Annotated in this window: 23 protein-coding genes; 12 read left to right on the forward strand and 11 right to left on the reverse strand. The window is 67.2% G+C overall.

The window, feature by feature from the left end:
* Positions 1 to 87: 87 nt before the first annotated feature.
* The 4 genes from JHL17_RS07980 (at position 88) to JHL17_RS07995 (ending at position 3563) form a co-directional block, all read left to right on the forward strand.
* Entirely contained in the window at positions 88 to 1146 is a 1059-nt protein-coding gene (locus JHL17_RS07980) for a type III polyketide synthase (RefSeq protein WP_200191812.1), read from the forward strand.
* 2 nt (positions 1147 to 1148) lie between these two features.
* Positions 1149 to 1730: an isoprenylcysteine carboxyl methyltransferase family protein gene (locus JHL17_RS07985; protein WP_200191814.1), complete on the forward strand. Its 582-nt coding sequence runs from the start codon at positions 1149 to 1151 to the stop codon at positions 1728 to 1730.
* A gap of 38 nt (positions 1731 to 1768) precedes the next feature.
* Positions 1769 to 2788 (forward strand): SDR family oxidoreductase, encoded by a 1020-nt coding sequence (locus JHL17_RS07990; protein ID WP_200191816.1) that lies wholly within the window; start codon positions 1769 to 1771, stop codon positions 2786 to 2788.
* 436 nt (positions 2789 to 3224) lie between these two features.
* Positions 3225 to 3563, forward strand: a complete 339-nt coding sequence (locus tag JHL17_RS07995; RefSeq protein WP_200191818.1) for an endonuclease domain-containing protein — start codon at positions 3225 to 3227, stop codon at positions 3561 to 3563.
* A 52-nt stretch (positions 3564 to 3615) separates the two neighbouring features.
* On the opposite strand, the gene nirK is transcribed toward JHL17_RS07995, so the two are convergent.
* From nirK to JHL17_RS08025, 6 genes are all read right to left on the reverse strand, one after another.
* Positions 3616 to 4683, reverse strand: coding sequence for a copper-containing nitrite reductase (gene nirK, locus JHL17_RS08000; protein ID WP_200191820.1), 1068 nt, complete (start codon positions 4681 to 4683; stop codon positions 3616 to 3618).
* 146 nt (positions 4684 to 4829) lie between these two features.
* A complete protein-coding gene (gene mog / locus JHL17_RS08005) occupies positions 4830 to 5384 on the reverse strand; it encodes a molybdopterin adenylyltransferase (protein WP_200191822.1) in 555 nt (184 codons plus the stop codon).
* 19 nt (positions 5385 to 5403) lie between these two features.
* Positions 5404 to 7320 carry a nitric oxide reductase activation protein NorD gene (locus JHL17_RS08010; protein WP_200191824.1) on the reverse strand — a complete coding sequence of 639 codons (1917 nt, stop codon included), beginning with the start codon at positions 7318 to 7320 and terminating at the stop codon, positions 5404 to 5406.
* A gap of 363 nt (positions 7321 to 7683) precedes the next feature.
* Complete coding sequence (locus JHL17_RS08015) at positions 7684 to 8487, reverse strand: AAA family ATPase (protein ID WP_200191826.1); 804 nt, start codon at positions 8485 to 8487, stop codon at positions 7684 to 7686.
* A 76-nt stretch (positions 8488 to 8563) separates the two neighbouring features.
* Positions 8564 to 9913 carry a cbb3-type cytochrome c oxidase subunit I gene (locus JHL17_RS08020; RefSeq protein ID WP_200191828.1) on the reverse strand — a complete coding sequence of 450 codons (1350 nt, stop codon included), beginning with the start codon at positions 9911 to 9913 and terminating at the stop codon, positions 8564 to 8566.
* A gap of 13 nt (positions 9914 to 9926) precedes the next feature.
* Positions 9927 to 10379, reverse strand: coding sequence for a c-type cytochrome (locus JHL17_RS08025; protein WP_200191830.1), 453 nt, complete (start codon positions 10377 to 10379; stop codon positions 9927 to 9929).
* 295 nt (positions 10380 to 10674) lie between these two features.
* On the opposite strand from JHL17_RS08025, the gene JHL17_RS08030 reads away from it, so the two are divergent.
* From JHL17_RS08030 to JHL17_RS08045, 4 genes are all read left to right on the forward strand, one after another.
* A complete protein-coding gene (locus tag JHL17_RS08030) occupies positions 10675 to 11244 on the forward strand; it encodes a cytochrome c oxidase subunit 3 (RefSeq protein WP_247893384.1) in 570 nt (189 codons plus the stop codon).
* A gap of 11 nt (positions 11245 to 11255) precedes the next feature.
* A complete protein-coding gene (locus JHL17_RS08035; RefSeq protein WP_345773770.1) occupies positions 11256 to 11558 on the forward strand; it encodes a cytochrome C oxidase subunit IV family protein in 303 nt (100 codons plus the stop codon).
* A gap of 21 nt (positions 11559 to 11579) precedes the next feature.
* Positions 11580 to 11735 carry a hypothetical protein gene (locus JHL17_RS08040; protein WP_200191834.1) on the forward strand — a complete coding sequence of 52 codons (156 nt, stop codon included), beginning with the start codon at positions 11580 to 11582 and terminating at the stop codon, positions 11733 to 11735.
* A gap of 90 nt (positions 11736 to 11825) precedes the next feature.
* A complete protein-coding gene (locus JHL17_RS08045; protein WP_200191836.1) occupies positions 11826 to 12353 on the forward strand; it encodes a P-loop NTPase family protein in 528 nt (175 codons plus the stop codon).
* 34 nt (positions 12354 to 12387) lie between these two features.
* On the opposite strand, the gene JHL17_RS08050 is transcribed toward JHL17_RS08045, so the two are convergent.
* Genes JHL17_RS08050 through kynU form a run of 3 tightly spaced genes read right to left on the reverse strand, consistent with a single transcriptional unit; the run spans position 12388 to position 15259 of the window.
* Positions 12388 to 13221 (reverse strand): alpha/beta hydrolase family protein, encoded by an 834-nt coding sequence (locus JHL17_RS08050; RefSeq protein WP_200191838.1) that lies wholly within the window; start codon positions 13219 to 13221, stop codon positions 12388 to 12390.
* On the reverse strand, positions 13218 to 14069 hold the full coding sequence (gene kynA, locus JHL17_RS08055) for a tryptophan 2,3-dioxygenase (RefSeq protein ID WP_200191840.1): 852 nt from the start codon (positions 14067 to 14069) through the stop codon (positions 13218 to 13220). The genes JHL17_RS08050 and kynA overlap by 4 nt, the downstream gene beginning before the upstream one ends.
* Positions 14066 to 15259, reverse strand: coding sequence for a kynureninase (gene kynU, locus JHL17_RS08060; protein ID WP_200191842.1), 1194 nt, complete (start codon positions 15257 to 15259; stop codon positions 14066 to 14068). Before kynU ends, kynA begins: the two co-directional genes overlap by 4 nt.
* Positions 15260 to 15450: 191 nt before the next feature.
* On the opposite strand from kynU, the gene JHL17_RS08065 reads away from it, so the two are divergent.
* Positions 15451 to 16623 (forward strand): amino acid aminotransferase, encoded by a 1173-nt coding sequence (locus tag JHL17_RS08065; protein WP_200191844.1) that lies wholly within the window; start codon positions 15451 to 15453, stop codon positions 16621 to 16623.
* A gap of 30 nt (positions 16624 to 16653) precedes the next feature.
* Positions 16654 to 17283: a YitT family protein gene (locus tag JHL17_RS08070; protein ID WP_200191846.1), complete on the forward strand. Its 630-nt coding sequence runs from the start codon at positions 16654 to 16656 to the stop codon at positions 17281 to 17283.
* 23 nt (positions 17284 to 17306) lie between these two features.
* On the opposite strand, the gene JHL17_RS08075 is transcribed toward JHL17_RS08070, so the two are convergent.
* Positions 17307 to 17780 carry a YchJ family protein gene (locus JHL17_RS08075; protein ID WP_200191848.1) on the reverse strand — a complete coding sequence of 158 codons (474 nt, stop codon included), beginning with the start codon at positions 17778 to 17780 and terminating at the stop codon, positions 17307 to 17309.
* 35 nt (positions 17781 to 17815) lie between these two features.
* The gene (locus JHL17_RS08080; RefSeq protein ID WP_200191850.1) at positions 17816 to 18457 is read right to left on the reverse strand and encodes a TetR/AcrR family transcriptional regulator C-terminal domain-containing protein; all 642 of its coding nucleotides are present in this window, start codon (positions 18455 to 18457) and stop codon (positions 17816 to 17818) included.
* A 144-nt stretch (positions 18458 to 18601) separates the two neighbouring features.
* Here JHL17_RS08080 and JHL17_RS08085 point away from each other — a divergent pair, with 144 nt between their 5' ends.
* Positions 18602 to 19666 (forward strand): efflux RND transporter periplasmic adaptor subunit, encoded by a 1065-nt coding sequence (locus JHL17_RS08085; RefSeq protein WP_247893385.1) that lies wholly within the window; start codon positions 18602 to 18604, stop codon positions 19664 to 19666.
* Complete coding sequence (locus JHL17_RS08090; protein ID WP_200191854.1) at positions 19663 to 22785, forward strand: efflux RND transporter permease subunit; 3123 nt, start codon at positions 19663 to 19665, stop codon at positions 22783 to 22785. Before JHL17_RS08085 ends, JHL17_RS08090 begins: the two co-directional genes overlap by 4 nt.
* Positions 22786 to 22891: the final 106 nt, after the last annotated feature.

Consider the following 22891-nt stretch of genomic DNA (forward strand, 5'->3'; position numbering starts at 1 on the left):
AGGCATGCGATCCTCCTGTTGGCTGGGATGGCGGGAGTGCCGCCCCGCCCCCTCGCCCCGACCCGGCGGCAGCATGCAGGAGACAGGATGTCACCCGATCCGCAGCTGTTGGCGGTCGCCACGGCATTGCCGCCCCACCGCTTCGAACAGGCGGAGACGCTGGCGGTCGCCCGGACGGTGTTCGCCCACCGCCTGCGCGATTTCGACCGGCTGGCGCCCGTCTTCGCCAACACCGGGATCCGCACCCGCCATGCCGCCTGCCCGCTGTCCTGGTATCTGGCTCCCCATGGCTGGGCCGAGCGTGCGGCCGTGTTCGAGCGGGTGGCGCTGGACCTGCTGGAAGACGCCGCGAACAAGACACTGAGCGACGCCGGGCTGCGCCCGTCGGATGTCGACGCCATCGTCTGCGCCACCACCACCGGCATCGCCACGCCGAGCCTCGAGGCGCTGCTGCTCGACCGCATGGGGTTCCGGCCCGACACGGTGCGGCTTCCGGTCTTCGGGCTGGGCTGCGCCGGCGGCGCGCTGGGTCTGGCGCGGGCGGGCATGATGGCGCGCGCGATGCCGGGCCGCACCGTGCTGTTCCTGGTGGTCGAGCTTTGCACCTTGTCGCATCGCCCGGAAGAGGCTTCCCCCACCAATGTGGTGGCGAGCGCATTGTTCGCCGACGGTGCCGCCGCCGCGCTGCTGCGCGCATCTGCGGCGGATGACCGCGCTCCGGGTCCGCGTTTCGTCGACAGTGCGGAACACACCTGGCCGGGCACCCGGCGGATCATGGGATGGCGGGTCGAGGACGAGGGATTCGGCGTGGTGTTCAGCCAGGACATCCCCCGCCTGATCCGCGGAAGGCTTGCTCCGGTCGTGGACGGTTTCCTGACCGGCCGCGGCATGACCCGCGCCGACCTGGGAGGGGTGATCTGCCACCCCGGCGGCGCCAAGGTCCTGCAGGCGCTGACGGAGGTGCTGGCGCCCGTCACCGCCGGCATGGACGACTCCTGGGCAGTGCTGGGCGACTGCGGCAACATGTCGGCAGCCAGCGTGATGTTCGTGCTGGAGCGGCGGCGGCGGAGCGGTGCTACCGGGCCGCACCTGATGCTGGCGCTCGGCCCCGGCTTCACCGCCGGCCTGACCCTGCTGGATCTGTGACGATGGATGCGTTCGGCTGGCCGCAGATCATCCTGCTGGCGGTGACGGCTCATCGGCTTCTGGAATTGGTGGTCGCCCGCCGCAACACCGCCCATCTGCTGGCCGACGGTGCGCGGGAAGTCGGGGCCACACATTACCCGTTGTTCGTCGCCTTGCATGCCGGCTGGCTTCTGGCCCTGTTCCTGCTGGTGCCGGCGGGCGCGCCGGTGAATGGCTGGCTGTTGGCGTTGTTCCTGCTGCTCCAGGCCGGGCGGGTGTGGGTGATCGCCACGCTCGGCCGTTTTTGGACGACGCGGATCATCACGCTCGATGGCGCACCGCTGGTCCGCCGCGGTCCCTTCCGCTGGGTCCGGCATCCCAATTATTTGGTGGTGGCGGGGGAGCTTGCCGTCCTGCCCCTGGTCTTCGGCGAGGTCCGGATCGCGCTTGCCGCCACGCTGCTGAACATCCCGCTGACCCTGCACCGCATCCGGGTGGAAGAGCAGGCCTTGAGCGGGCGCGGCGGAACAGACGGCGGTGCGGGGAGTTGGACAGGATGGAGCCGCCGCCGCCTGCCGTCGGCCGCAAAGCGGCCACGGCCGTGACCGCTTCCTGAAGCGCAATAAGAACAGGAATCCTCGCCATGCAGCCCATCACCGCCCTTCCCCCATCTCCCGTCGTCTGCATCACCGGCGCATCCGCGGGGGTCGGCCGCGCCACGGCGCTGGCCTTCGCCGCCTACCGGCAGGCCTCGATCGGCCTGATCGCCCGTTCGTCCGATGGGCTGGAAGAGGTGAAGGCCGAGGTCGAACGGCTCGGCGGGCGGGCGCTGGTGCTGCCGCTCGATGTCGCCGATCCGGATGCGCTGGAGACCGCCGCCGACCGGGTGGAGGACGCCTTCGGTCCCATCGACGTCTGGATCAACGTGGCGATGGTGACCGTCTTCGGCCCGGTCCACGCCGTGACGCCGGACGAACTGAAGCGGGTGACCGAGGTGACCTATCTCGGCTCCGCCTACGGCATCCAGACCGCTTTGCGCCGGATGCGGCTGCGCGACGGCGGCACGATCCTGCAGATCGGGTCGGCATTGGCCTACCGGTCGATCCCGCTGCAGTCGGCCTATTGCGGAGCCAAGCATGCGATCACCGGCTTCATCGACAGCCTGCATTCCGAACTGATCCACGAGGGCAGCCCGATCAAGCTGACCACCGTGCATTTGCCGGCGGTCAACACCCCGCAATTCGACTGGGCGCGCAGCCACATGCCGCGCCGGGCACGGCCGATGGGCACCATCTTCCAGCCGGAGGACATCGCCCGTGCCATTCTGCACGCCGCCGAACATCCCCGTCGCGAATATTGGCTGGGCGGTTCCGCCATGCAGGCGATCCTGGGCAATTGCCTGGCTCCGGGCCTTGCCGACCGCTACCTCGCCGCCACCGCCGTGGAGGGCCAGATGACGGAGGAACGCGAGATCCCCGGCCGGCCCGACAACCTCTACCATCCGGTCGATGGCCTCCACCGCGCCCGCGGACGTTTCGGCCTGCCGCACAACGCCCTGCGCCTGACGGCGCCTGGCGGCGCCGCCCGTGGCATCGCGGTGGCGGCAGGACTGATCCTGGCAGGCGGTCTGGGCTTTGCCATGAGCCGGATGGCGCACCGGTAAATGTCACAGCGGGGTGGTCGGGAATAATCCTTGCACCCCCTGGCGAGGCGCCTATATAGGGTGTCGTACATCAACAACAGAAAGGAGGTGATCTCGTGTCTCATTGTCCGTCTCACTCGTCGTCGAGCGCCAAGGCCGAGGTCTCTTTCTTCGTGGAAGCGATTTCGGTCCGCTAAGGACTGCGCCGTGGTGTCGACGACACACGGATAGACAATGGAAGGGCTGCCGGAAACGGCGGCCCTTCTTTGTTTTCGAGCGTTTTACCTCTAGGAACAAGCCCCTCTCCCCTTGCGGGAGAGGGGTTGGGGTGAGGGGGCGCAAACCGAAATTTCCTCCGGCTTTCAGCCGGCCACTCCCCTCATCCCAACCCTTCTCCCGCAAGGGGAGAAGGGCTTCTTGCGTTGCGTCGTTGCTCAACTCCCGACAAAATTCACAGATGAATGGCATCGCCAACGCCCGCCAACTGCGAGCCACAATGACCGACGCAGAGCGGAGGCTCTGGTCGCGCCTCCGCAACAGGCAGTTGGCAGGAGCAAAATTCCGCCGGCAATTTCCCATAGGTCCATTCGTGGCAGATTTCGCCTGCACAGAATGCAAGCTGATCGTAGAGGCCGATGGTGGGCAGCATGCAGACAACTTAGCAGACGAGCGCCGCACCGCTTGGCTTGCCAAACATGGCTGGCACGTACTGCGCTTCTGGAATCCCGATATCCTGACCCGTACCGACGATGTCCTGGCTACGATATTGGCAGCCTTGGAACAGTCAGATATCTAGAAAAGCCCCCCTCCTCTCCCAGGAAAAGGGCTTTCCGCATCCCCCTGCACCCTCAATGCTGCATCTCGCCCATCTTCTTGCGGCTGTCGCCGCTCTTGTCGAGGATGATGCTGTCGTCGGGCTTGCCGTCGACCTCCAGGATGCCGATCAGGCCCTTGGTGGCGCGGCTGAGCGCGTGGTCGACGAGAGCGTATTTGCCGGGATAGTCGACCTTGAATTCCACCATGGTGGCTCCGCCGGGGGCGACGGTGACGGTCTGGATGCCCTTGGACGGCTCGCTTTCCAGGCCACCCAGATTGTAGACCTTGTCGAAGATCTCGCCGATGACGTGGAAGGAGGAGGTCAGGTTCGGGCCGCCGACGCCGAAGAACAGGCGGACCGTATCGCCGACCTTGGCCTTCAGCGGCTTGTCCTTGGTCAGCGCGCCGACGGCGCCGTTGAACACCAGATAGCTGGGCCGTTCATTGACGAGACCGTCATAGTCGTCCTCGGCGTTCGCCAGATTCTTGGCCTTGGTGGCGTAGACTTCCTGCTGCATCACGTAGAACTCGTGATCGACCGGTGCCAGCCCGGCTTCCGGCTCCACCACGATCAGGCCGTACATGCCCTTGGAAATGTGATGGGCGACCATCGGCGTCGCGCAGTGATAGACGAAGACACCGGGCGTCAGTGCCTTGAAACTGAAGGACTTGGTCTGACCCGGTTCCACCTGGGTGATCTGTCCGCCACCGAGGAAGCCGGTGGCGGCGTGGAAATCGACGGAATGGTTCATCGTCGATTCCGGCGCGTTGGAAATGGAAACATCCACCGTGTCGCCGACCCGCACCCGCACCATCGGTCCCGGGACCGTGTTGTTGAAAGTCCAGTAGGTATAGCTGGTGCCGTCGTCGAGCGTGGAGTCGACCTCGGTCGTCGTCAGCGAAACCGTGTGGGTCTTCGGCGCCCGCTTGCCGGTCTTTTCCGGTGCCGGAACGGCGGCGGGATCCTGGACGACGCTGAGCGTGGGCTGCTTGACCTTCGGGTCGGCGTACAGCGTGTCCGCCGCTGAAGCGGCGCCGATTCCGGACAGGACCATCAATGCGGCGGCACTGACGGCGGCGAGGGAAAGCTTGGTCTTCATGGCGTCATCTCGGTGGCTTGTTTCTTGTGAGGCAATATTCCTCCCGCTTCCGCCACTTATGCTTGACCGCCGTCAAGTGTAAGAGCCGCTGGCATTTATGTCGCAGCTCTCGTTTTCTTCCTTACGATTTACGATCTGTTCGAGAATCAGGACTTTGGACGGAATGCAACGCAGACCGCCGGATCGGTGTCGATGCGGCCAGCACCGGTCAGGTCCAGGCAATAGGGGATCGCGGGAAACACCGCCATCAGGCAGTCATGGATGGCCGACGGCTTGCCCGGAAGGTTGATGATCAGGCTGCGGCCGCGGATGCCGGCGGTCTGGCGCGACAGGATGGCGGTCGGCACGACCCGCAGGCTGACTGATCGCATCAACTCGCCGAAGCCCGGCATCATCTTGTCGCAGACCCGCTCCGTTGCCTCCGGCGTCACGTCGCGCGGGGCCGGACCGGTGCCGCCGGTGGTCACCACCAGATCGCAGCCGGCGACGTCGCACAATTCGACCAGAGTGGCGGCGATCAGGTCCAGCTCGTCCGGGATGACCCGCGCTTCCGCCATCCAGGGCGAGGCGACGATCCGCCTCAGTTCCGCAACGATCGCCGGGCCGCCCTTGTCCTCGTAGATGCCGCAGCTGGCGCGGTCGGAGATGGTGACGATCCCGATCTTCACCGGTTCGGTCGGCGGCAGGCTGGCGTCGGTCATGGTCGATGATCCCTTTCGGTCAGGCGGCGCAGGCGACTTGCCGGTAGAGCGCCGGCAGCGCCTTGGTCAGATGTGAGACCTGCGGGAATATGGCATAGGCACCGCGTCCGAACAGATAGGGCACGTAATCGCGGGCCTGCGCATCGACGGTGATGGCGAAGACCGCCAGCCCATCGCGCCGCGCCTCGCGGATCGCCTGCCGCGTGTCCTCGATGCCGTAGCGCCCTTCGTAATGGTCGACGTCGTTCGGCTTGCCGTCGGTCAGCAGGACCAATAGCCGGTGGCGGTTCGGCCGCTCGGCGAGCTGGGCGGTGACGTGGCGGATCGCCGCACCCATGCGGGTGTAATATCCGGGCTTCAGCGCACCGATGCGGCGGGTGACGGTGGCGTTCAGCGGCTCATCGAAGCCCTTCAGCGTCTGTACCCGCACCCAGTCGCGTCGGCGCGAGGTGAAGGAATAGAGCGCATGATCGTCGCCGCAGGCGGTCAGGCCGTGGGTCAGCGCCAGCAGTGCCTCCTTCTCGACATCCAGAACGCGGCGGCCCTCGATCCAGCCGTCGGTGGAGAGCGATCCGTCGACCAGAACCGCCACCGCCAGATCGCGGGCGGCGCTGCGAACCTGCTGATGCACGCGGTCGCTGCCGCAGCCGCCGGCCTGGAGATCGGCCCGGCTGCGCACCAGGGCGGCCAGATCCAGGTCGTCGCCGTCGGCCTGGCCGGTGAACAGAATACGCCGCGGGCGCAAGGCCTCGAACTGACGGCGAACCTGCCGGATGCGACGCTGGGCCGCGGCGTCCGGCTGCCAGGAGCAGCCATCGGCCGGTGCGGTTTCGGCAACCACGCGGCAATGGTGGGGGAGATGGACCTGCCGGCCGTGATCCCATTCCGGATAGGTCAGGCTCGCGACCAGCGGCGTGTCGTCGATGACCGGCGCGCCCAGGTCGAGGTCGAGCTTCAGCGTGGTCGATGCCTTGCGCTGGTGCGCGCCCACCGCGATCTCGTCGAGGTCGTCGGCGGCCTTGCGGGCATTCTCGGCATCGTCGTCGTCGACCGCGCGCGGGATGTTCAGCGCTTCGGCGATGCTCAGCATCTTTTCGAAGCGGTTGAGGATCAGCGGGTCGTTGCGCTGGATCTGGTCGGTCTGGCGACGGGTCGCGGCGCGGCGGCGCTGGTCGCCTTCCGCCGCCTTTCCGCCCTCGCCGGGGCTGTCGACCGCGGCGGAGGCTCCACGCCCGGCGGATGGCGCGACGAGGCCCCACAGCGGCACCGGCAGCAGGCGGGCGTAGCCATAGGGAGCGGTGAACTCCGACAGCGGAACCGTGGGCGCGAGCATGCGTGCACCCTCGCCGGTGACGGCCCCCATGCCGAGCAGCGCCGCCGCGGCGCGTTCCACATCGGCCTCCACCGGCGGAAGACGGCGAACGGGTCGTGTCAAGGCGACCGCACGGGCCAGTTCCTCATGCATGCGGCAAAGGCCCGGCCATCGCGTGAGCACCCGTACCGTCGTGGCCGCCGCGCTGCGCAGGGCCTGCAGATCGGCCTGCAGCGGGTCCGCGGGGACCGGTTGGGCTTCGGCATGGGCGAAGAAGGCGGCCAGCCATTCATACAGCCGCTCGTTCAGCGCCGGATCGGGAAACAGGTCGATGACCGTCGGCAACTGAAGCACGTTGCCGTCGAGCGACGCCCGCTCCACCCGCTCCGCCCCCAGTCCGATGCGGTCGAGCAGCGGCAACCGGTGGCCCGAAGCCGCCGCGCTTCCGGCCGCAAGCCTGACGCCCCGGTCGCCGCCCAGCGCCCGGAAGAACACCGCCAGCCGCGGGCGCATCGCCTCCAGCGTCACCGCGGCCTGCGCATGATGCGGATAGCTCGACCGCCCGCCGATCAGGCGGTGCCACAAACGGCCGACGGTCTCTTCCGGTTCGAAGAACTCCAGCATCGCGCCAAACTCCCAAATACTGCCCCAAAACCGCGGCCCCTGTCGGCCGTCATTCCCGCGAAGGAGCCTGTGAAGAAATCGAACTTATATGAGACAGCCCTGATCTGGCAGGCGTGCACATCTCCCACTCGTCATCCCCGCGGAGGCGGGGAACCAGGATTTCCAACACAAGTGCTTGTGAAGACTGGATTCCCGCCTTCGCGGGAATGACGGCCGAGGGAAGCGCAGGATGCGATCCAACGCGACGTGGTTCGAATTTGGGGCTTCTCTCAGCGAGTCACCGATTTCTTCACAGACTCCTTCGCGGGGATGACGGCCGCAATGGTGGCGGTCCGGTTCCGTCATACATCCTGCCGACCGGACCTACCCCAACGTGACCTCGGCGACACGCAGCAGGGCGGCGCGGATGTCCGGGTCGTCGGTCAGCGGTTCGATCAGGGCGGCACGGATGGCGCGTTCGGGCTTCATGCCGGAGCGGATCAGCGTGGCGCAATAGATCAGGAGGCGGGTGGACACCCCCTCCTCCAGATCCTGGCCCTTCAGCGCGCGCAGGGCATTCGCGAGACGGACCAGGGGAGCGACGCGGCTTTCGGCCAAGCCGCTCTCCGTCGCGACGATCGGAATTTCGCGCTCGGGCGCGGGGAAGTCGAATTCGACGGCCAGGAAGCGCTGCCGGGTGCTGGGCTTCAGCGCCTTCAGCACATTCTGGTAGCCGGGATTGTAGGACACCACCAGCATGAAGCCCGGCGGCGCCTCCAGCGTCTCGCCGGTGCGCTCCAACGGCAGGATGCGGCGGTCGTCGGTCAGCGGGTGCAAAACGACGGTGACGTCCTTGCGCGCCTCCACCACCTCGTCCAGGTAGCAGATGGCGCCTTCGCGGACGGCGCGGGTCAGCGGCCCGTCGGCCCAGACGGTGTCGCCACCCTTCAGCAGGTAGCGGCCGGTCAGGTCGGCGGCGGTCAAATCGTCATGGCAGGACACGGTGTAGAGCGGCCGGCCCAGCCGCGCCGCCATGTGGGCAACGAAGCGGGTCTTGCCGCAGCCGGTCGGCCCCTTTAGCAGAAGCGGCAGGCGATGAGTGTAGGCATGCTCGAACAGCGCGCACTCGTCGGCGGTCGGCTGGTAGAACGGCAGGGACGGCAGGAGGGGGACGGCGCTGTCGGGCATCGCGAGGGAACTCCGTAAAAGAGACGGCCCCTGCGCCGACCGGACATCCGGTGGGTCGCAGGGGCCGGAGGGAACGTCACTCGGCCGGCTGGTAGCTGGACGGGATCGAGGCGGGCCGCTCCTCGCGCGCCGGGCCGAAGATGGCGTAGAGGTAGAGCGCGACGCCCACCGCCACGGCGAAACCGGCGCCGAGCCGCATCCAGTAGAACAGCGCGATCTGTTCCTGGACCTCCATGTAGCTCATCCCCAGGACCCGCTGCAGATGGGTCTGCACCACGCCGGCGACGGTCAGGGCGAAGGTCATGAAGGCCATGCCGCCGCTCATCAGCCAGAAGCTCCACATGTTGAGGATCTGGTTGTAGGGCTGCCGGCCGCGGAGATAGGGCATGGCATAGGTGATGATGGCGAGGTTGATCATCGCATAGGCGCCGTAGAAGGCGAGGTGCCCATGCGCCGCGGTCACCTGGGTGCCGTGGGTGTAGTAGTTGATCGGGGCCAGCGTGTGCAGGAAGCCCCACAGCCCGGCGCCGAAGAAGGCGAAGACCGCGCAGCCCAGCGACCACAGCATCGCCGCCTTGTTCGGGTGACGGCGGCCGCTCTTCCACACCATCATGAAGGCGAAGACGACCATGGTGAAGAAGGGAGCGACTTCCAGCGTGGAGAACAGCGAGCCGATCCACTGCCAGTAACCGGGCGTGCCGATCCAGTAGTAATGGTGGCCGGTGCCGAGGATGCCGCTGAACAGGGCGAGGCCGACCATGGCGTACAGCCACTTCTCGACCACCTCGCGGTCGACGCCAGTCATTTTGATCATCAGGAAGGCGAGGATGGAGGCCAGGACCAATTCCCACACGCCCTCGACCCACAGATGGACGACGTACCACCAGTACATCTTGTCCAGCGACAGGTTGGCCGGATTGTAGAAGGAGAACAGGAAGAAGAGCGCGATGCCCCACATGCCCACCAGCAGGATGTTGGTGATGACCGTGCGGCGGCCCTTCAGCACCGTCATGGTGATGTTGTAGAGGAACATCAGCGCCACGACGACGATGGCGGCCTTGATCCACAGGGGCTGTTCCAGGAACTCGCGCCCTTCATGGATGCGGAAGACATAGCCGACGACGGCGGCCAGCGCGCCGAAGACGAACAGGCCGAGCTGGATCAGCGCCAGCTTCGGACTGTACAGCTCGGTCTCCGCCTCCTCGGGAACGAGGTAGTAGGCGGCGCCGAAGAAGCCGATCAGCAGCCAGACGATCAGCGAGTTGGTATGGATCATCCGGATGATGTTGAAGGGCAGCAGCTCCGACAACGTGTTGGGCAGGACATAGACGGTGCCGGCCAGGAGACCCACCAGGATCTGCACGCCGAACAACCCCATGGCCGCCGCGAAGTAATAGATGGCGACTTTTTGCGATTCGTATTTCATGACGAAAATCTCCTCAGCCCGACAGCTTGGGCGGCCAGTTCTGGGTATTGATCCGGCTGGTCCATTCCAGGAATGCGGCAAGTTCCTCGACCTCGTGGTCGGTCAGGTTGAACTGCGGCATCTGACGCCGGCCTTCGATCCCGGACGGCTGCGCCGCCATCCAGGCCTTCAGCGCCATCACGGCGCCTTCCGGATCCTTGTCGCCGCCATAGCGCAGCCAGACATTGCCCAGCTCGGGGGCGAAATAGGCGCCCTCGCCCAGCAGCGTGTGGCAGTTGATGCAGGCATTCTTCTCCCACACATGCTTGCCGCGGGCGACCGCATCGGTCAGCGCTTTCTTATCGGTGCTGGTGTTGACGATGTAGTTGTGGCTGAGCGCGGTCAGCGCGACGAAGGTCGCGAAGAAGAACAGCGATCCGCCGTAGAAGATGTTGCGCGCGGCCGCCTTGGTGAAGCGTTCGGTCATCGCTCGGGATCCCTGGAAAACTCGATCTGTCGGTCGAGAGGGGGTCGGTTCGGGAGGCGGTGGGGACGCGAAGCCGCAGTCTGGAGGCAGAGATCCGGAAGCCGGGCGTCGCAGCGTCTTACCGCCACGGGTCGGACGAATAATTGACCGTGACGAAAGGTCTCTCCTTGACCACGGTCAAGTCGACCGCCGGGTCGTCGGCATATCGTTCGCACACATGACGACAAGGTCTGAATGGTGGGAATTGGAAATGGCCGATGTTGAGATGACAGGCCTGGAAACTGCGGGTCGGGACATGGCGGATCCGGAAGATCGGGCGGGCGGCCTCGCCGCCCTGCCCGGCAACCTGATGATGTGGATCCTGATCTTCAGCGAACTGGCGGTGTTCGGCGCCGCCTTCCTGGGCTTCGCCGTCGCCCGCGTGCTGGATCCGGCCACTTTCGCGGCGGGGCAGGCCCACCTGAACGGCACCGCCGGGGCGCTGAACACCATGGTGCTGGTGACCAGCGGCTATCTCGCCGCCCGCGGCGTCGCCGCCGGCCGGCGGGGTGCGGTGCCGCAGGCACGCCGGGCGATGCTGGCGGCGGCGGCGGTCGGATCGGTGTTCCTGGCGGTGAAGGCGGTGGAATATTCGGCGACGCTGGGCGCCGGGCTGACCATCGACAGCGATACCTTCTTCACCCTCTATTTCCTGCTGACCGGCTTCCACGCCCTGCATGTGGTGCTGGGCATCGTCATCCTGCTGCTGGTCGGCCGCTCCGGCCCCGATACGCTGGTCGAGAATCTGGAGACCGGAGCGGCCTTCTGGCACATGGTCGATCTGGTCTGGGTGATCCTCTATCCGCTCGTCTACCTGATCCGCTGAGGAGAACGCCCGTGGCATGCTTGAAGAAAATCGACCGGCTCACGCTGTCCTGGCTGGTGCTGATGGGCCTGACGACGGTCACCCTGCTGTTCGCCCGCCACGGCGATGCAGGGCGCAGCGTCGGCATCGCCGGTGTGGCGCTGCTGCTGGCGCTCGCCGTGACGAAGGGACGGGAAATCCTTCTGCATTACCTGGAACTGGATCATGCCGGACCGGGCTGGCGGCTGGCGATGACCGGGTGGCTGGTGCTGCTGTGCGGAGCCATCCTGCTGGTCACCGCAGCCGGCGCGCTCGGCTGGGTCGGTCCGCGCTGACGGCGATGAGGATTTGACGCCATGACCGAAGCCAAGCTGGGCCTGATCCTGACCAGCATCGCCGTGATCACGGTCGCGGTGGCGCTGTATCGACAGCAGGCCCTGGGGCGCAACGGGCTGGTGACGGTGATCGCCGCCACCGCCGCCGTTTTCGCCGCGATGTTCTTCACCCAGTGAGCAGAACCCCTGACCGGCTCCCCTGGACCTGACCGCCGGATTGCGTAAGATCGGCGACTTGGAAGGGTATCGAGCGGACAAGCGGCACCGATGCAACTCGCGGCTCTCGGCCAGCGCATCTGTATCCTGGGACCGTCCAACAGCGGCAAATCCACGCTCGCATGCGCGATCGCACGGAAACTGGACCTGACGGCCGTTCACCTCGATCGGCTCTACCACCGCCCCGGCACCGATTGGGAGCCACGCCCGACGGATGAGTTCGTCGCCTTGCACGATGCCGCCATCGCCGGCGACCGCTGGGTGATGGATGGCAATTACTCGATCTGCATGCCGCAGCGTTTCGCACGGGCGACGGGGCTGATCCTGCTGGACATCTCCACGCCGGCCAGCCTGCTACGGTATTTCCGCCGGACATGGTTCGAGCGCGACAGGCTCGGGGGATTGGACGGCGGACGCGACAGCGTGAAATGGGGGATGATCCACCACATCGCCGCGGTCACTCCCCGGAACCGGAACCGCAACCTTGCCCGTTTCGATCAAACCGACCTGCCGAAGGTCCGCCTGTCTTCGATCCGCGCGATCAAGGAATGTTACCGGCAATGGGACCTGGAGAGATAAGGCTCACATCCGTCCAGGTCCCACATGACGCCCATCACGCGCCGAGCAGCGCGGCGACCAAGTCGGAGTCCGGATCGGCCAGATCGTCGATGACGTCGAAGTGATGCCGCCCCTCCGCCAACCGCAGCGCGGTGGCGGCGCCAAGCCCGAGCCAGATGTTGGCAAGCAACTCCGTCTGGCGGACGAACTCCGGCCGCTCGGCGGCCCCCACCCAGCAGGTGATGCGGGTACCCGATTGCGGCCTCAGCAAGGCCGGGCTTTCCGCCGCGGCTTCCGCCTCGTCCAACCCCAGCTTGGCGTTCATGCCGGTGTTCAGCAACGGACGAAGGTCATGCAGGCCGCTGATGGAGACGACATGCTCCACCCGCTCCCGCACTTCCGGCGACAGCGGGGCGTCCGCGCAGACGAGCCGGCTGACCAGATGGCCGCCGGCGGAATGGCCGGTCAGGCGGAGGGGGCCGGGCTGGGATGCCGCGACCGCACCGACCGCCTGCCCCATCTGCCGGGTGATGCCGGCGATGCGGTTGTCCGGACACAGGGTATAGCTGGGCATGGCGACCGCCCAGCCACACGCGAGCGGTCCGGCCGCCAGATGCGACCAGCGTCCCTTGTCGAAGGCCATCCAATAGCCGCCATGGACAAAGACCACCGTTCCCTTGGCCGCCCCGTCCGGCCGGAACAGGTCATAGCGCTCCCGCTCCCCCTCGCCATAGGACAGATCCAGTTCCGCCCGCCCTTCGGCGGAAAGTTCCGTCCGGAAGGCGGCGGCCTGCTCCGCCCAGCGGGCGGGATAGGCGTCGCCGCCGGGGATGTAGGCGCCGTTGCTGTAGGCGTCGTCCCAATCCACGATCTTGCGCAAGTCGCTCACAGCACCGTCCTCACCCGCCAGAGTTCCGGGAAAAGCTCCACCGCCAGCATGCTGCGCAGGTAGGACACGCCACCGGTGCCGCCGGTGCCGCGCTTGAAGCCGATCACCCGTTCCACCGTCGTCACATGGTTGAAGCGCCAGCGGCGGAAGTAATCCTCGAAATCCACCAGCTTCTCGGCCAGTTCGTAGAGCGGCCAATGCGCCTCGGGGGACTGGTAGATGATCCGCCAGGCCTCGGTCACGCCATCGTGGGGCTGGTGGGTCTGCGAGACGTCGCGGTCCAGCACCTCCGCCGGGACGGGAATGCCGTTGCGGGCGAGAAGCCGCAGCGCCTCGTCATACAGGCTGGGACGGGACAGCTCCTGTTCCAGCAGGGCATGGATTTCCGGACGGTGGGCATGGGGCTTCAGCATCGCCGGGTTGCGGTTGCCCAGCAGGAACTCGATCTCCCGGTACTGGTAGGACTGGAAGCCGGAGGACTGGCCCAGATCGTCGCGGAAGCGGGTGTATTCGCTGGGCGTCATCGTGCGCAGCACGTCCCAGGCCGAGTTCAACTGTTCGAAGATGCGGGCGACGCGGGCCAGCATCTTGAAGGCGGGCGATAGCCGGTCCTCGCGGATCGCCTCGCGGGCGGCGCGGATCTCGTAGACGGCGAGCCGCATCCACAGCTCCGACGTCTGATGCTGGATGATGAACAGCATCTCGTCATGGGCGGTCGAGCGCGGGATCTGCGCCCCCAGGATACGGTCCAGTTGCAGATAATCGCCGTAGGACATCCGCCCGTCGAAGGCCATCTGGGCGCCTTCGGCCGCAGGATCGTAAGGTTTGTTCATGTCGCGCCCGCTCATGTGACGATCGCCTTCTTATGGTATTCCGGCCGGTCCCAGAGCCCGCCGTCCATCACTTGGCGAAGCACGGCGACGGCGCCGCGCACCTCCGCCTCGCCGATGTAGAGCGGGGTGAAGCCGAAACGCAGCACGTCCGGTGCCCGGAAATCACCGATCACCCCACGGTCGATCAGCGCCTGCATGATGGCGTAGCCTTGGCGATGGCGGAACGACACCTGGCTGCCGCGCCGGTCGGCCTCGCGCGGCGAGGCCAGTTCCAGCATCGGGCATTGCGCCTCGACCAGCTCGATGAACAGGTCGCACAAGGCGATCGAGCTGCGCCGGACGTCGGCCATGTCGACTTCGTCCCAGACATCCAGCGCGGCGTCGAGTGCCGCCAGCGCGATCACCGGCGGGGTGCCGACCCGCATCCGCTCCACCCCCGCACCGGGACGATAGGCGGGATCGAAGGCGAAGGGCGCCTCATGCCCCATCCAGCCGGACAGGGCCGGCCGCGCAGTTTCCGCGTGCCGTGGGGCGACATAGATGAAGGCCGGGGCGCCCGGACCGCCGTTCAGATACTTGTAGGTGCAGCCGACTGCGAAATCGGCGTCGGCACCGGCGAGATCCACCGGCAACGCACCGGCGGAATGGGCGAGGTCCCACACCGTCACGACACCCGCCGCATGGGCCCTGGCGGTCAGCGCCGCCATGTCGTGCAGGCGCCCGGTCCGGTAATCGACCTGGGTCAGCATCAGCACGGCGACATCCTCACCGATGGCGGCCTCGACCTCTTCCGGCGCCACCACCGTCAGGGCATGGCCGCGGCCCAGCGTTTCGATCAGCCCTTCCGCCATGTAAAGGTCGGTGGGGAAGTTGCCGCTGTCGGACAGGATCACGCGGCGATCGGGCCGCATCGCCAAAGCGGCGGCCAAAGCCTGGTAGACCTTGATCGACAGGGTGTCGCCGACCACGATGCTGTCGGCGGACGCGCCGATCAAGCGGGCGATGCGGTCACCGAGTTTACGCGGCTGAACCATCCAGCCGGCACTGTTCCAGCCCCGGATCAGCTGCATGCCCCATTCGTCGGCCAGGGTGCGGGCCACCCGCTCCTCGGCGGCGATCGGCAGCGGCCCCAGCGAATTGCCGTCGAGATAGATCACCCCCTCCGGCATGCGGAATCGGGCACGCGTCCTTTGAAAATCGGTCATCGATCTGACTGCTCCTTCCCGATGAAGGATGCCCCGCAAATGCTGACATTGTAAATTGTCGCGATGCTTACGCGGATCTGGCGGGATCAATTCTCCATTGTCCCGGAGGCGGTGAAAGTGGAGGATCGCAGCGGCTGGACATCCCAGCCGGCATCAATGTTTTTCCATCACCAAGGACCGGACGAACCGCCATGTTCAATGCGCTCTCCCGCCAGCCCGACGATGCCCTGCTCGCCCTGATCGGGCTCTACAAGCAGGATCCGCGGCCCGGCAAGGTCGATCTCGGCGTCGGGGTCTACCGGGACGAGGAGGGGCGCACCCCGGTCTTCCGCGCGGTCAAGGCAGCGGAACGGCTGCTGCTTGATGGCCAGGACAGCAAGTCCTATCTGGGGCTGGAAGGCGATGGGCTCTATCTGGAGCGGCTGTGGTCGCTGGTCGGCGGCGCCGCGGGAACCAGGGTCACCGCCGCCGGCGTGCAGACCCCCGGCGGGTCGGGCGCCCTGCGTCTGGCCGCCGACCTCGTCCTGCGCGGCGGATCGAAGCGCGTGCTGGTCGGCCAGCCGACCTGGCCCAACCATGTCGGCATCTTCGCCGCCGCCGGCCTGGAGGTGGTGAGCCATCCCTTCTTCGACACCGCAAGCCAGACCGTTCTGTTCGACCGCATGGTCGCGGCGTTCGAATCGGCGCAGCCCGGCGACGTCGCCCTGCTGCATGCCAGCTGCCACAACCCGACCGGCGCGCCGCTATCCCTCGACCAGTGGAAGGCGCTCGCGGCGGTGCTGGAGACGCGCGGCGTGCTGCCGCTGGTCGATCTCGCCTATCAGGGTTTCGGCCGCGGGCTCGACGAGGATGCGGAAGGGCTGCGCCACCTGATCGGCGCCGTGCCGGAAACGCTGGTCGCCGTGTCGTCATCCAAGTCCTTCGGTCTCTACCGCGAGCGCACCGGCGCCATCTTCGCGGTCGCCGCGGCCCCGGCGGCGGCCGACCTCGCCAAGTCCAACCTGATGGGGCTGGCCCGCACCAGCTATTCGATGCCGCCCGACCATGGCGCCGCCGTGGTCCGCACCATCCTCGGCGACGACGCCCTGACCGCCGACTGGAGGGCGGAGCTGGACGGCATGCGCGCCCGCATCACCGGCATCCGCCGCAAGCTGGCTGCCGGTCTGGCCGGCGCCTTCCCCGCCCTGACCGCGGTGGCGGATCAGGAGGGCATGTTCTCCCTGCTGCCGCTGGCCGAGGCCGAGGTGCTGCGCCTGCGCGCCGACCATGCCATCTACATGCCGACCTCCGGCCGCATCAACATCGCCGGCCTGAAGACGGCCGAGGTGGACGCGGTGGTGGCGAAGTTCACCGCCCTTCGCTGAGTCTTGGCGCTGATCCGGGAGCAGACGACGATGGCCGCGACCCTTCAGGCTCCGCCCGCGGCGGTGGAGCGTCACCAGCTCTATGAAGACGCGCTCGCCATGCTGATGGGCACGCTGTTCATCGCGCTGGGCATGTTGATCTATTCGAAGACGATGCTGCTGACCGGCAGCACCGCCGGGCTGGCGCTGCTGCTGAGCTACGTCACCAAGCTTCAGTTCGGCTTGATCTTCTTCACGATCAACCTGCCCTTCTACTGGCTGGCCTGGAAGCGGCTGGGCTGGAAATTCACCGCGCGCACCTTCATCGCCGTGGCCCTGGTCACCCTGTTCTCGCGCCTGACCGACCAGTGGGTGGGCTTCACCCATCTGGACCCGGTCTATGCCACGGTGGTGGGCAGCGGGCTGTGCGGCACCGGCCTGCTGATGCTGTTCCGCCACCGCACCGGACTTGGCGGCGTCAACATCCTGGCGATCTACCTGCAGGAGCGCCACGGCATCCGTGCCGGCTATTTCCAGCTCGGCGTCGATCTCGCCATCCTGGCCGGCGCCTTCTTCGTCCTGGCACCGGACCGGCTGCTGCTGTCGGTGCTGGGGGCGGGCATCGTCAACCTCACGCTGGCGATCAACCACAAGCCGGGACGCTATCTCGGCATCAGTTGAAGCAAGGCAGCTGCGGGCGTCGGTCAGCGCCCGCAGCAGGCCTTGTGCTTTTTCCCCGAGCCGCAGGGGCAGGGATCGTTGCGGCCGACCTTCACCACGCGACGCGGCGGGTCCTTCGGATTCAGGACGCTGTCGACATAGAGCCAACGGCCGTCCACCCGCCGGAAGCGCGACCGCTCGTGCAGCGGCCAGTCCTCCCCGTCGCGCTGGAAGGTCAGGAAGAACTCGACCATCCCCTCGTCGCCGTTCTCTTCCGCCTTCATGACGGTCAGCGGCCCCCACTCGCAGTCCTGCGCCACCCGTTCCACATCGGCGCGGCTGAAGGTGGCACGGGTTTCCGGAACGCAGCTCCGCTCGATATGGTCAACGTCATGGCGGACGAAGGCGGTGTAGCGCGACCGCATCAGCGCTTCGGCGGTCGGGGCGGGCTGCCCCGCCAGGATCGGGCCGCAGCATTCGGCGAAAACGCGGCCGGAACCGCAGGGGCAGGCGGACATAGACGACTCATCCATCTCGAAGAAAGCAGGTCCGGTCAGGGTGTAGCAGGCGCCACGCCGCGCAGGAACAGGTCAACCGCCTTATCGACGAAGGTGCGCCGCTCCTCCTCCGTCGGTTCCGGACAAAGGCCCAGCACCAGTTGGCAATAGGCGCCGCCCTGCATGGCGGCCAGGAACTGCCGGGCGACGAAGGCGGGATCGTCGGTGGCGATCAGGCCACGCTCGGTCAGCCGGGTGAACAGGGCGATGAAATTGGCGATGCCCTGCTCCGGCCCTGCCTGGAAATAGAGCTTGGCGGCATCCGGCATCCGCGTCGCCTCCCCCACCACACCCTGATGGACGCGGATCGCCGCGTCCGACCACAGCAGGTCGACGAAGCGGCGGCCGACCTGGACCAGGACGTCGCGCAGCGGCATGCCGTCGAACATCTCCGGTTGGAAGCGCAGGCCGCGCCGTTCGCACTCGGCGGAGATCACGGCGGTGTACAGCTCTTCCTTCGACGGAAAGCGGGTGTAGAGCGTGGTCTTGGACACCCGCGCCTGCTGCGCCACCTGATCCATCGACGTTGCGGCATAGCCAAGCTCCAGGAACACCTCCCGCGCGGCGGCGACGATCTGTTCCGCCTTCGCATCATAAGAGGCGGGAGGCAGCGGCGCTTTTTGTTCCGATGACTGCACTGAACTGTACCGTTCACTCTTGACGGGGGTTGGTCGGCGGAGTAGGACGGTAGCAGTACGATACAGTCCAGTCCAGTGGGGAGACGTGGTATGGCCCGATTCCGCGAACGACGGTTTGCGTCCACCGTCGGTGTGAGCGCCGCCATGCTGACGGTAGCGGGCCTGCTGGCCGGTTGCAACGAAACGCACTCCGCCTCCACCCCGGCGGAAGGCGAAATCCGGCCGGTCCGCGTCGCCACCGTCGCGATGGAGCCGCTGGTCGACAGCGTGCGTTACCCGGCGGTGATCCGCCCGCGGGTGGAGGCGGATGTCGGCTTCCGCGTCGGCGGCAAGGTGACCGCCCGGCTGGTGGAGGTCGGCACCCGCGTCGAACCCGGCATGCCGCTGGCCCGCCTCGACCCCGCCGACCTGCAGCTGCAGATCCGCGCCGCCCAGGCACAGCTGGCCTCCGCCCGGGCCGATGCGTCGAACGCGCGCAGCGACTTCCAGCGCTATGCCAGCCTGCGCCAGGGCGAATGGACGACGCGGCAGGAATACGATCGCCGCAAGACGACGCTGGACAAGGCGGACTCCAAGGTGCGCGAGGTAGAGGCGCAACTCCGCGTGCTGAACAATTCCGCCCAATATGCCACCCTGCTTGCGGACGAGGCCGGCATCGTCACCGCCACGCTGGTCGAACCGGGACAGGTGGTCGCAGCCGGCCAGACCGCCCTGCGGGTCGCCCGGCTGGGTGCCGTGGAGGCGGTCGCCAACATCCCCGAACAGAGCGTCGCCGCCCTGCCCCGTCACAAGCTGGTGGTGGAGCTGTGGTCGCAACCGGGCCGGAGCATCGCCGGCAGCCTGCGCGAGGTCTCGCCCAGTGCCGATGCCGACACCCGGACCTTCCAGGCGAAGATCGCGCTGGCCGATCCGCCGCCCGCCGTCCAGCTCGGCATGACCGCCACCGTCATCGCCGTGGCTGACCATGGCACGCCCATCGCTCGGCTGCCCCTGAGCGCGCTGACCCAGCGCGAGCAGAAGCCGGCGGTCTGGGTGCTGTCGGCGCCGGACGACCGGCTGGAACTGCGTCCCGTCGCCGTCGCCGCCTATGCCGGCGACCTCGCCTTGATCGGCGGCGGGCTGAAGGACGGCGAGCGCGTCGTCACCGCCGGCGTCCACAAGCTCGACGCCGGCCAGAAGGTGCGCGTCTGGACGGAGCCGGCGCGATGAACCACTCCCGCATGAACCTGTCGGCCTGGGCGCTGGCCCACCGCACGCTGGTGCTGTTCATGATGCTCGCCAGCGTGCTGGCCGGCGCGCTCGCCTACAAGACCCTGGGCCGGGCGGAGGATCCGTCCTTCACCTTCAAGGTGATGGTGGTGAGCACCCAATGGCCGGGCGCCACGGCGCGCGAGGTCGAACAGTTCGTCACCGACCGCATCGAGAAGAAGCTGGAGGAGGTGCCCTACTACGACGTCGCCCGCAGCTATTCCAAGCCGGGTGAATCGGTGATCTTCGTCCAGCTCAAGGATTCCACCCCGCCGAAGCTGGTGGCGGATTTGTGGTATCAAGTGCGCAAGAAGGTCGGCGACATCCGCCAGACGCTGCCGGACGGCGTGATCGGCCCCTTCTTCAATGACGAATTCGGCGACGTCTATTCCGGAATCTATGCTTTCATGGGCGAGGATTTCACCCCGGCCCAGCTGAAGAAGGTGGCGGAACAGGCGCGCGCCCGCCTGCTGAAGCTGCCGGGCGTCGAGAAGATCGACCTGATCGCCCCGCAGGAGGAGCGCGTCTATGTCGAGATCTCCAGCCAGCGGCTCGCCAGCTTCGGCCTGCCGGTGGAGTCGGTGATCCAGGCGCTCCAGCGCGAGAACGCCATCGCCGCATCGGGCGACGTCGATACCGGATCGCAGCGGGTCTATGTCCGCCTCGATCTCGGCCTCGACACCGCCGCCGCGGTGCGGGCGATCCCGGTGGAAAGCGGCGGCCGGCTGCTGACCATCGGCGACGTGGCCGAGGTCAAGCGGGGCTATGTCGAGCCGCGCCGCTACACCTTGCGCTACAACGGCCGCGATGCGGTCGGGATCGGCATCGTGATGGCGAAGGGCGGCAACGTCCTGAATCTCGGCGAGCAGCTCGACGCCGCGATGGAGAAGGTCCGCGCGGAGCTGCCGGTCGGGCTGGAGGTGGCGCAGGTCGCCGACCAGCCGAAGGTCGTCGAACATTCGGTCGGCGAGTTCATGGAATCGTTGGCCGAGGCGCTGGGCATCGTCATCCTGGTCAGCCTCGTCAGCCTGGGCTGGCGCACCGGCATCGTCGTGGCGCTGGCGGTGCCGCTGGTGCTGGCGATGACGCTGGTGGCGATGCAGATTCTCCACATCGACCTGCAGCGCATCTCGCTGGGCGCGCTCATCATCGCGCTCGGCCTGCTGGTCGACGACGCCATCATCGCGGTGGAGATGATGGTGGTGAAGATGGAACAGGGCTGGGACCGGCTGAAGGCCGGCGCCTTCGCCTACACCTCCACCGCCTTCCCGATGCTGAGCGGCACCATCGTCACCGCCGCCGGCTTCGTGCCGGTCGGTTTCGCGGCGTCGGCGGCCGGCGAATACACCAACTCGATCTTCTGGGTGGTGGCGCTGTCGCTGCTGCTGTCCTGGGTGGTGGCGGTGATCTTCACCCCCTATCTCGGCTGGCTGCTGCTGCCCAAGCCCAAGCATGTGGTGCCGGACGGGCACGAGCTGGACATCTACGACACCCGCGCCTACCGCATCCTGCGCGGCATGATCGAGGCCTGCGTGCGGGCGCGCTGGGTCACCATCGGCGTGACCGTGGCGACCTTCGTCACCGCGCTCGTCGGCTTCGGCCATGTCCAGCAGCAGTTCTTCCCGTCGGCCAGCCGGCCGGAACTGCTGATCGACCTCCGCCTCGCCGAAGGCTCCTCCTTCGAGGCGACTTCGGCCGAGGTGAAGCGGATGGAGGCGGTGCTGGCCAAGGACCCGGACGTCGATTACTGGGTCGCCTACACCGGCGGCGGGTCGCCGCGCTTCTACCTGCCGCTCGACCAGCAGCTGGAGACCGCCAACTTCGCCCAGTTCATGGTGATGACCAAGGGGCTGGAGGAGCGCGAGCATTTCATGCAGCGGCTGGAACCGAGGCTGGAGGCCGACTTCCCCGCCGCCCGCGTCCGCATCGGCCGGCTGGAGAACGGCCCGCCGGTCGGCTATCCGGTGCAGTTCCGCGTCACCGGCGAGGACCCGGCGACCATCCGCAGGATCGCCTATCAGGTGCGCGATACCATGCGCGCCCACCCCAACACCGCCAACGTCCATCTGGACTGGGACGAGCTGTCCAAGCGCGTCCGGCTGGAGGTGGACACCGCCAAGGCCCGCGCGCTCGGCGTGTCGAAGCAGGATCTGTCCAACGCCCTGGAGCTGCTGTTGAACGGCATGCCGGTCACCCAGTACCGCGAAGGCACGGAACTGATCGGCGTGCTGCTGCGCACCACGCCGGAAGAGCGGATGGATCTCTCCCGCCTGGGCGAGCTGAACATCCGCACCGGCCGCGGCACCACCGTCCCGCTGAGCCAGGTCGCCACCGTCCGGTACGAATTGGAAGAGCCGGTGCTGTGGCGCCGGGCGCGCGAAACGACGATGACCATCAAGGGCGACGTCACCGGCGGCCTGCAGGCCCCCGTGGTCAGCACCCAGTTGAACGGCCAGCTCGACTCCCTGCGCGCCACCCTGCCCGACGGCTACGCCATCACCATGGGCGGCGCCATCGAGGAGAGCGCCAAGGGCCAGGACTCGATCAACGCCATGATGCCGGTGATGCTGCTGATCATGGTCACCACGCTGATGCTGCAATTGCAGAGCTTCTCGCGCGTGTTCCTGGTCCTGCTGACGGCGCCCCTGGGACTGATCGGCGTCACCGCCTCGCTTCTGCTGTTCAACCTGCCCTTCGGCTTCGTCGCCATGCTGGGCGTCATCGCGCTGGCCGGCATCATCATGCGCAACTCGGTCATCCTGGTCGACCAGATCGAACAGGACATCCGCAGCGGCCGGTCGCGCTGGGACAGCATCGTCGAGGCGACGGTCCGCCGTGCCCGCCCCATCGCGCTGACCGCCGCGGCGGCGATCCTCGCCATGATCCCGCTGACGCAGAGCGTCTTCTGGGGTCCGATGGCGGTCGCCATCATGGGCGGCCTGGCGGGCGCCACCGTGCTGACGATCTTCTTCCTGCCGGCGCTCTACGCCGCCTGGTTCCGCGTGCCGCGGCCGCAGGCGGAGGACGTGGAAAATGAGGGGATGGGCGGCGCTCTGCCGAAACCGGCACTGGGAGACTGACGACCTGCTCTTTCGCTCAAGCTTGACCACGGTCAAGGGGCAGACCCCCGCCCCATGACAGGGTGGCGCCACAATCGATCTCCCGATTGCATCATCATTGCTGATG

Source organism: Azospirillum endophyticum (assembly GCF_016595245.1).
Classification (GTDB): Bacteria; Pseudomonadota; Alphaproteobacteria; order Azospirillales; family Azospirillaceae; genus Azospirillum; species Azospirillum endophyticum.

Bases quoted from the DNA above. Each gene is read 5' to 3' on its own strand.
- JHL17_RS08045 (WP_200191836.1), top strand. From the start codon at position 11,826: ATGCAACTCGCGGCTCTCGGCCAGCGCATCTGTATCCTGGGACCGTCC.
- JHL17_RS08010 (WP_200191824.1), bottom strand. From the start codon at position 7,320: ATGCTGGAGTTCTTCGAACCGGAAGAGACCGTCGGCCGTTTGTGGCAC.
- JHL17_RS08085 (WP_247893385.1), top strand. From the start codon at position 18,602: ATGCTGACGGTAGCGGGCCTGCTGGCCGGTTGCAACGAAACGCACTCC.
- kynA (WP_200191840.1), bottom strand. From the start codon at position 14,069: ATGAGCGGGCGCGACATGAACAAACCTTACGATCCTGCGGCCGAAGGC.
- JHL17_RS08025 (WP_200191830.1), bottom strand. From the start codon at position 10,379: ATGACCGAACGCTTCACCAAGGCGGCCGCGCGCAACATCTTCTACGGC.
- JHL17_RS08020 (WP_200191828.1), bottom strand. From the start codon at position 9,913: ATGAAATACGAATCGCAAAAAGTCGCCATCTATTACTTCGCGGCGGCC.
- JHL17_RS08015 (WP_200191826.1), bottom strand. From the start codon at position 8,487: ATGCCCGACAGCGCCGTCCCCCTCCTGCCGTCCCTGCCGTTCTACCAG.
- JHL17_RS08075 (WP_200191848.1), bottom strand. From the start codon at position 17,780: ATGTCCGCCTGCCCCTGCGGTTCCGGCCGCGTTTTCGCCGAATGCTGC.
- mog (WP_200191822.1), bottom strand. From the start codon at position 5,384: ATGACCGACGCCAGCCTGCCGCCGACCGAACCGGTGAAGATCGGGATC.
- JHL17_RS07985 (WP_200191814.1), top strand. From the start codon at position 1,149: ATGGATGCGTTCGGCTGGCCGCAGATCATCCTGCTGGCGGTGACGGCT.
- JHL17_RS08065 (WP_200191844.1), top strand. From the start codon at position 15,451: ATGTTCAATGCGCTCTCCCGCCAGCCCGACGATGCCCTGCTCGCCCTG.
- JHL17_RS08030 (WP_247893384.1), top strand. From the start codon at position 10,675: ATGGCGGATCCGGAAGATCGGGCGGGCGGCCTCGCCGCCCTGCCCGGC.
- JHL17_RS07995 (WP_200191818.1), top strand. From the start codon at position 3,225: ATGAATGGCATCGCCAACGCCCGCCAACTGCGAGCCACAATGACCGAC.
- kynU (WP_200191842.1), bottom strand. From the start codon at position 15,259: ATGACCGATTTTCAAAGGACGCGTGCCCGATTCCGCATGCCGGAGGGG.
- JHL17_RS08070 (WP_200191846.1), top strand. From the start codon at position 16,654: ATGGCCGCGACCCTTCAGGCTCCGCCCGCGGCGGTGGAGCGTCACCAG.
- JHL17_RS07990 (WP_200191816.1), top strand. From the start codon at position 1,769: ATGCAGCCCATCACCGCCCTTCCCCCATCTCCCGTCGTCTGCATCACC.
- JHL17_RS08090 (WP_200191854.1), top strand. From the start codon at position 19,663: ATGAACCACTCCCGCATGAACCTGTCGGCCTGGGCGCTGGCCCACCGC.
- nirK (WP_200191820.1), bottom strand. From the start codon at position 4,683: ATGAAGACCAAGCTTTCCCTCGCCGCCGTCAGTGCCGCCGCATTGATG.
- JHL17_RS08040 (WP_200191834.1), top strand. From the start codon at position 11,580: ATGACCGAAGCCAAGCTGGGCCTGATCCTGACCAGCATCGCCGTGATC.
- JHL17_RS07980 (WP_200191812.1), top strand. From the start codon at position 88: ATGTCACCCGATCCGCAGCTGTTGGCGGTCGCCACGGCATTGCCGCCC.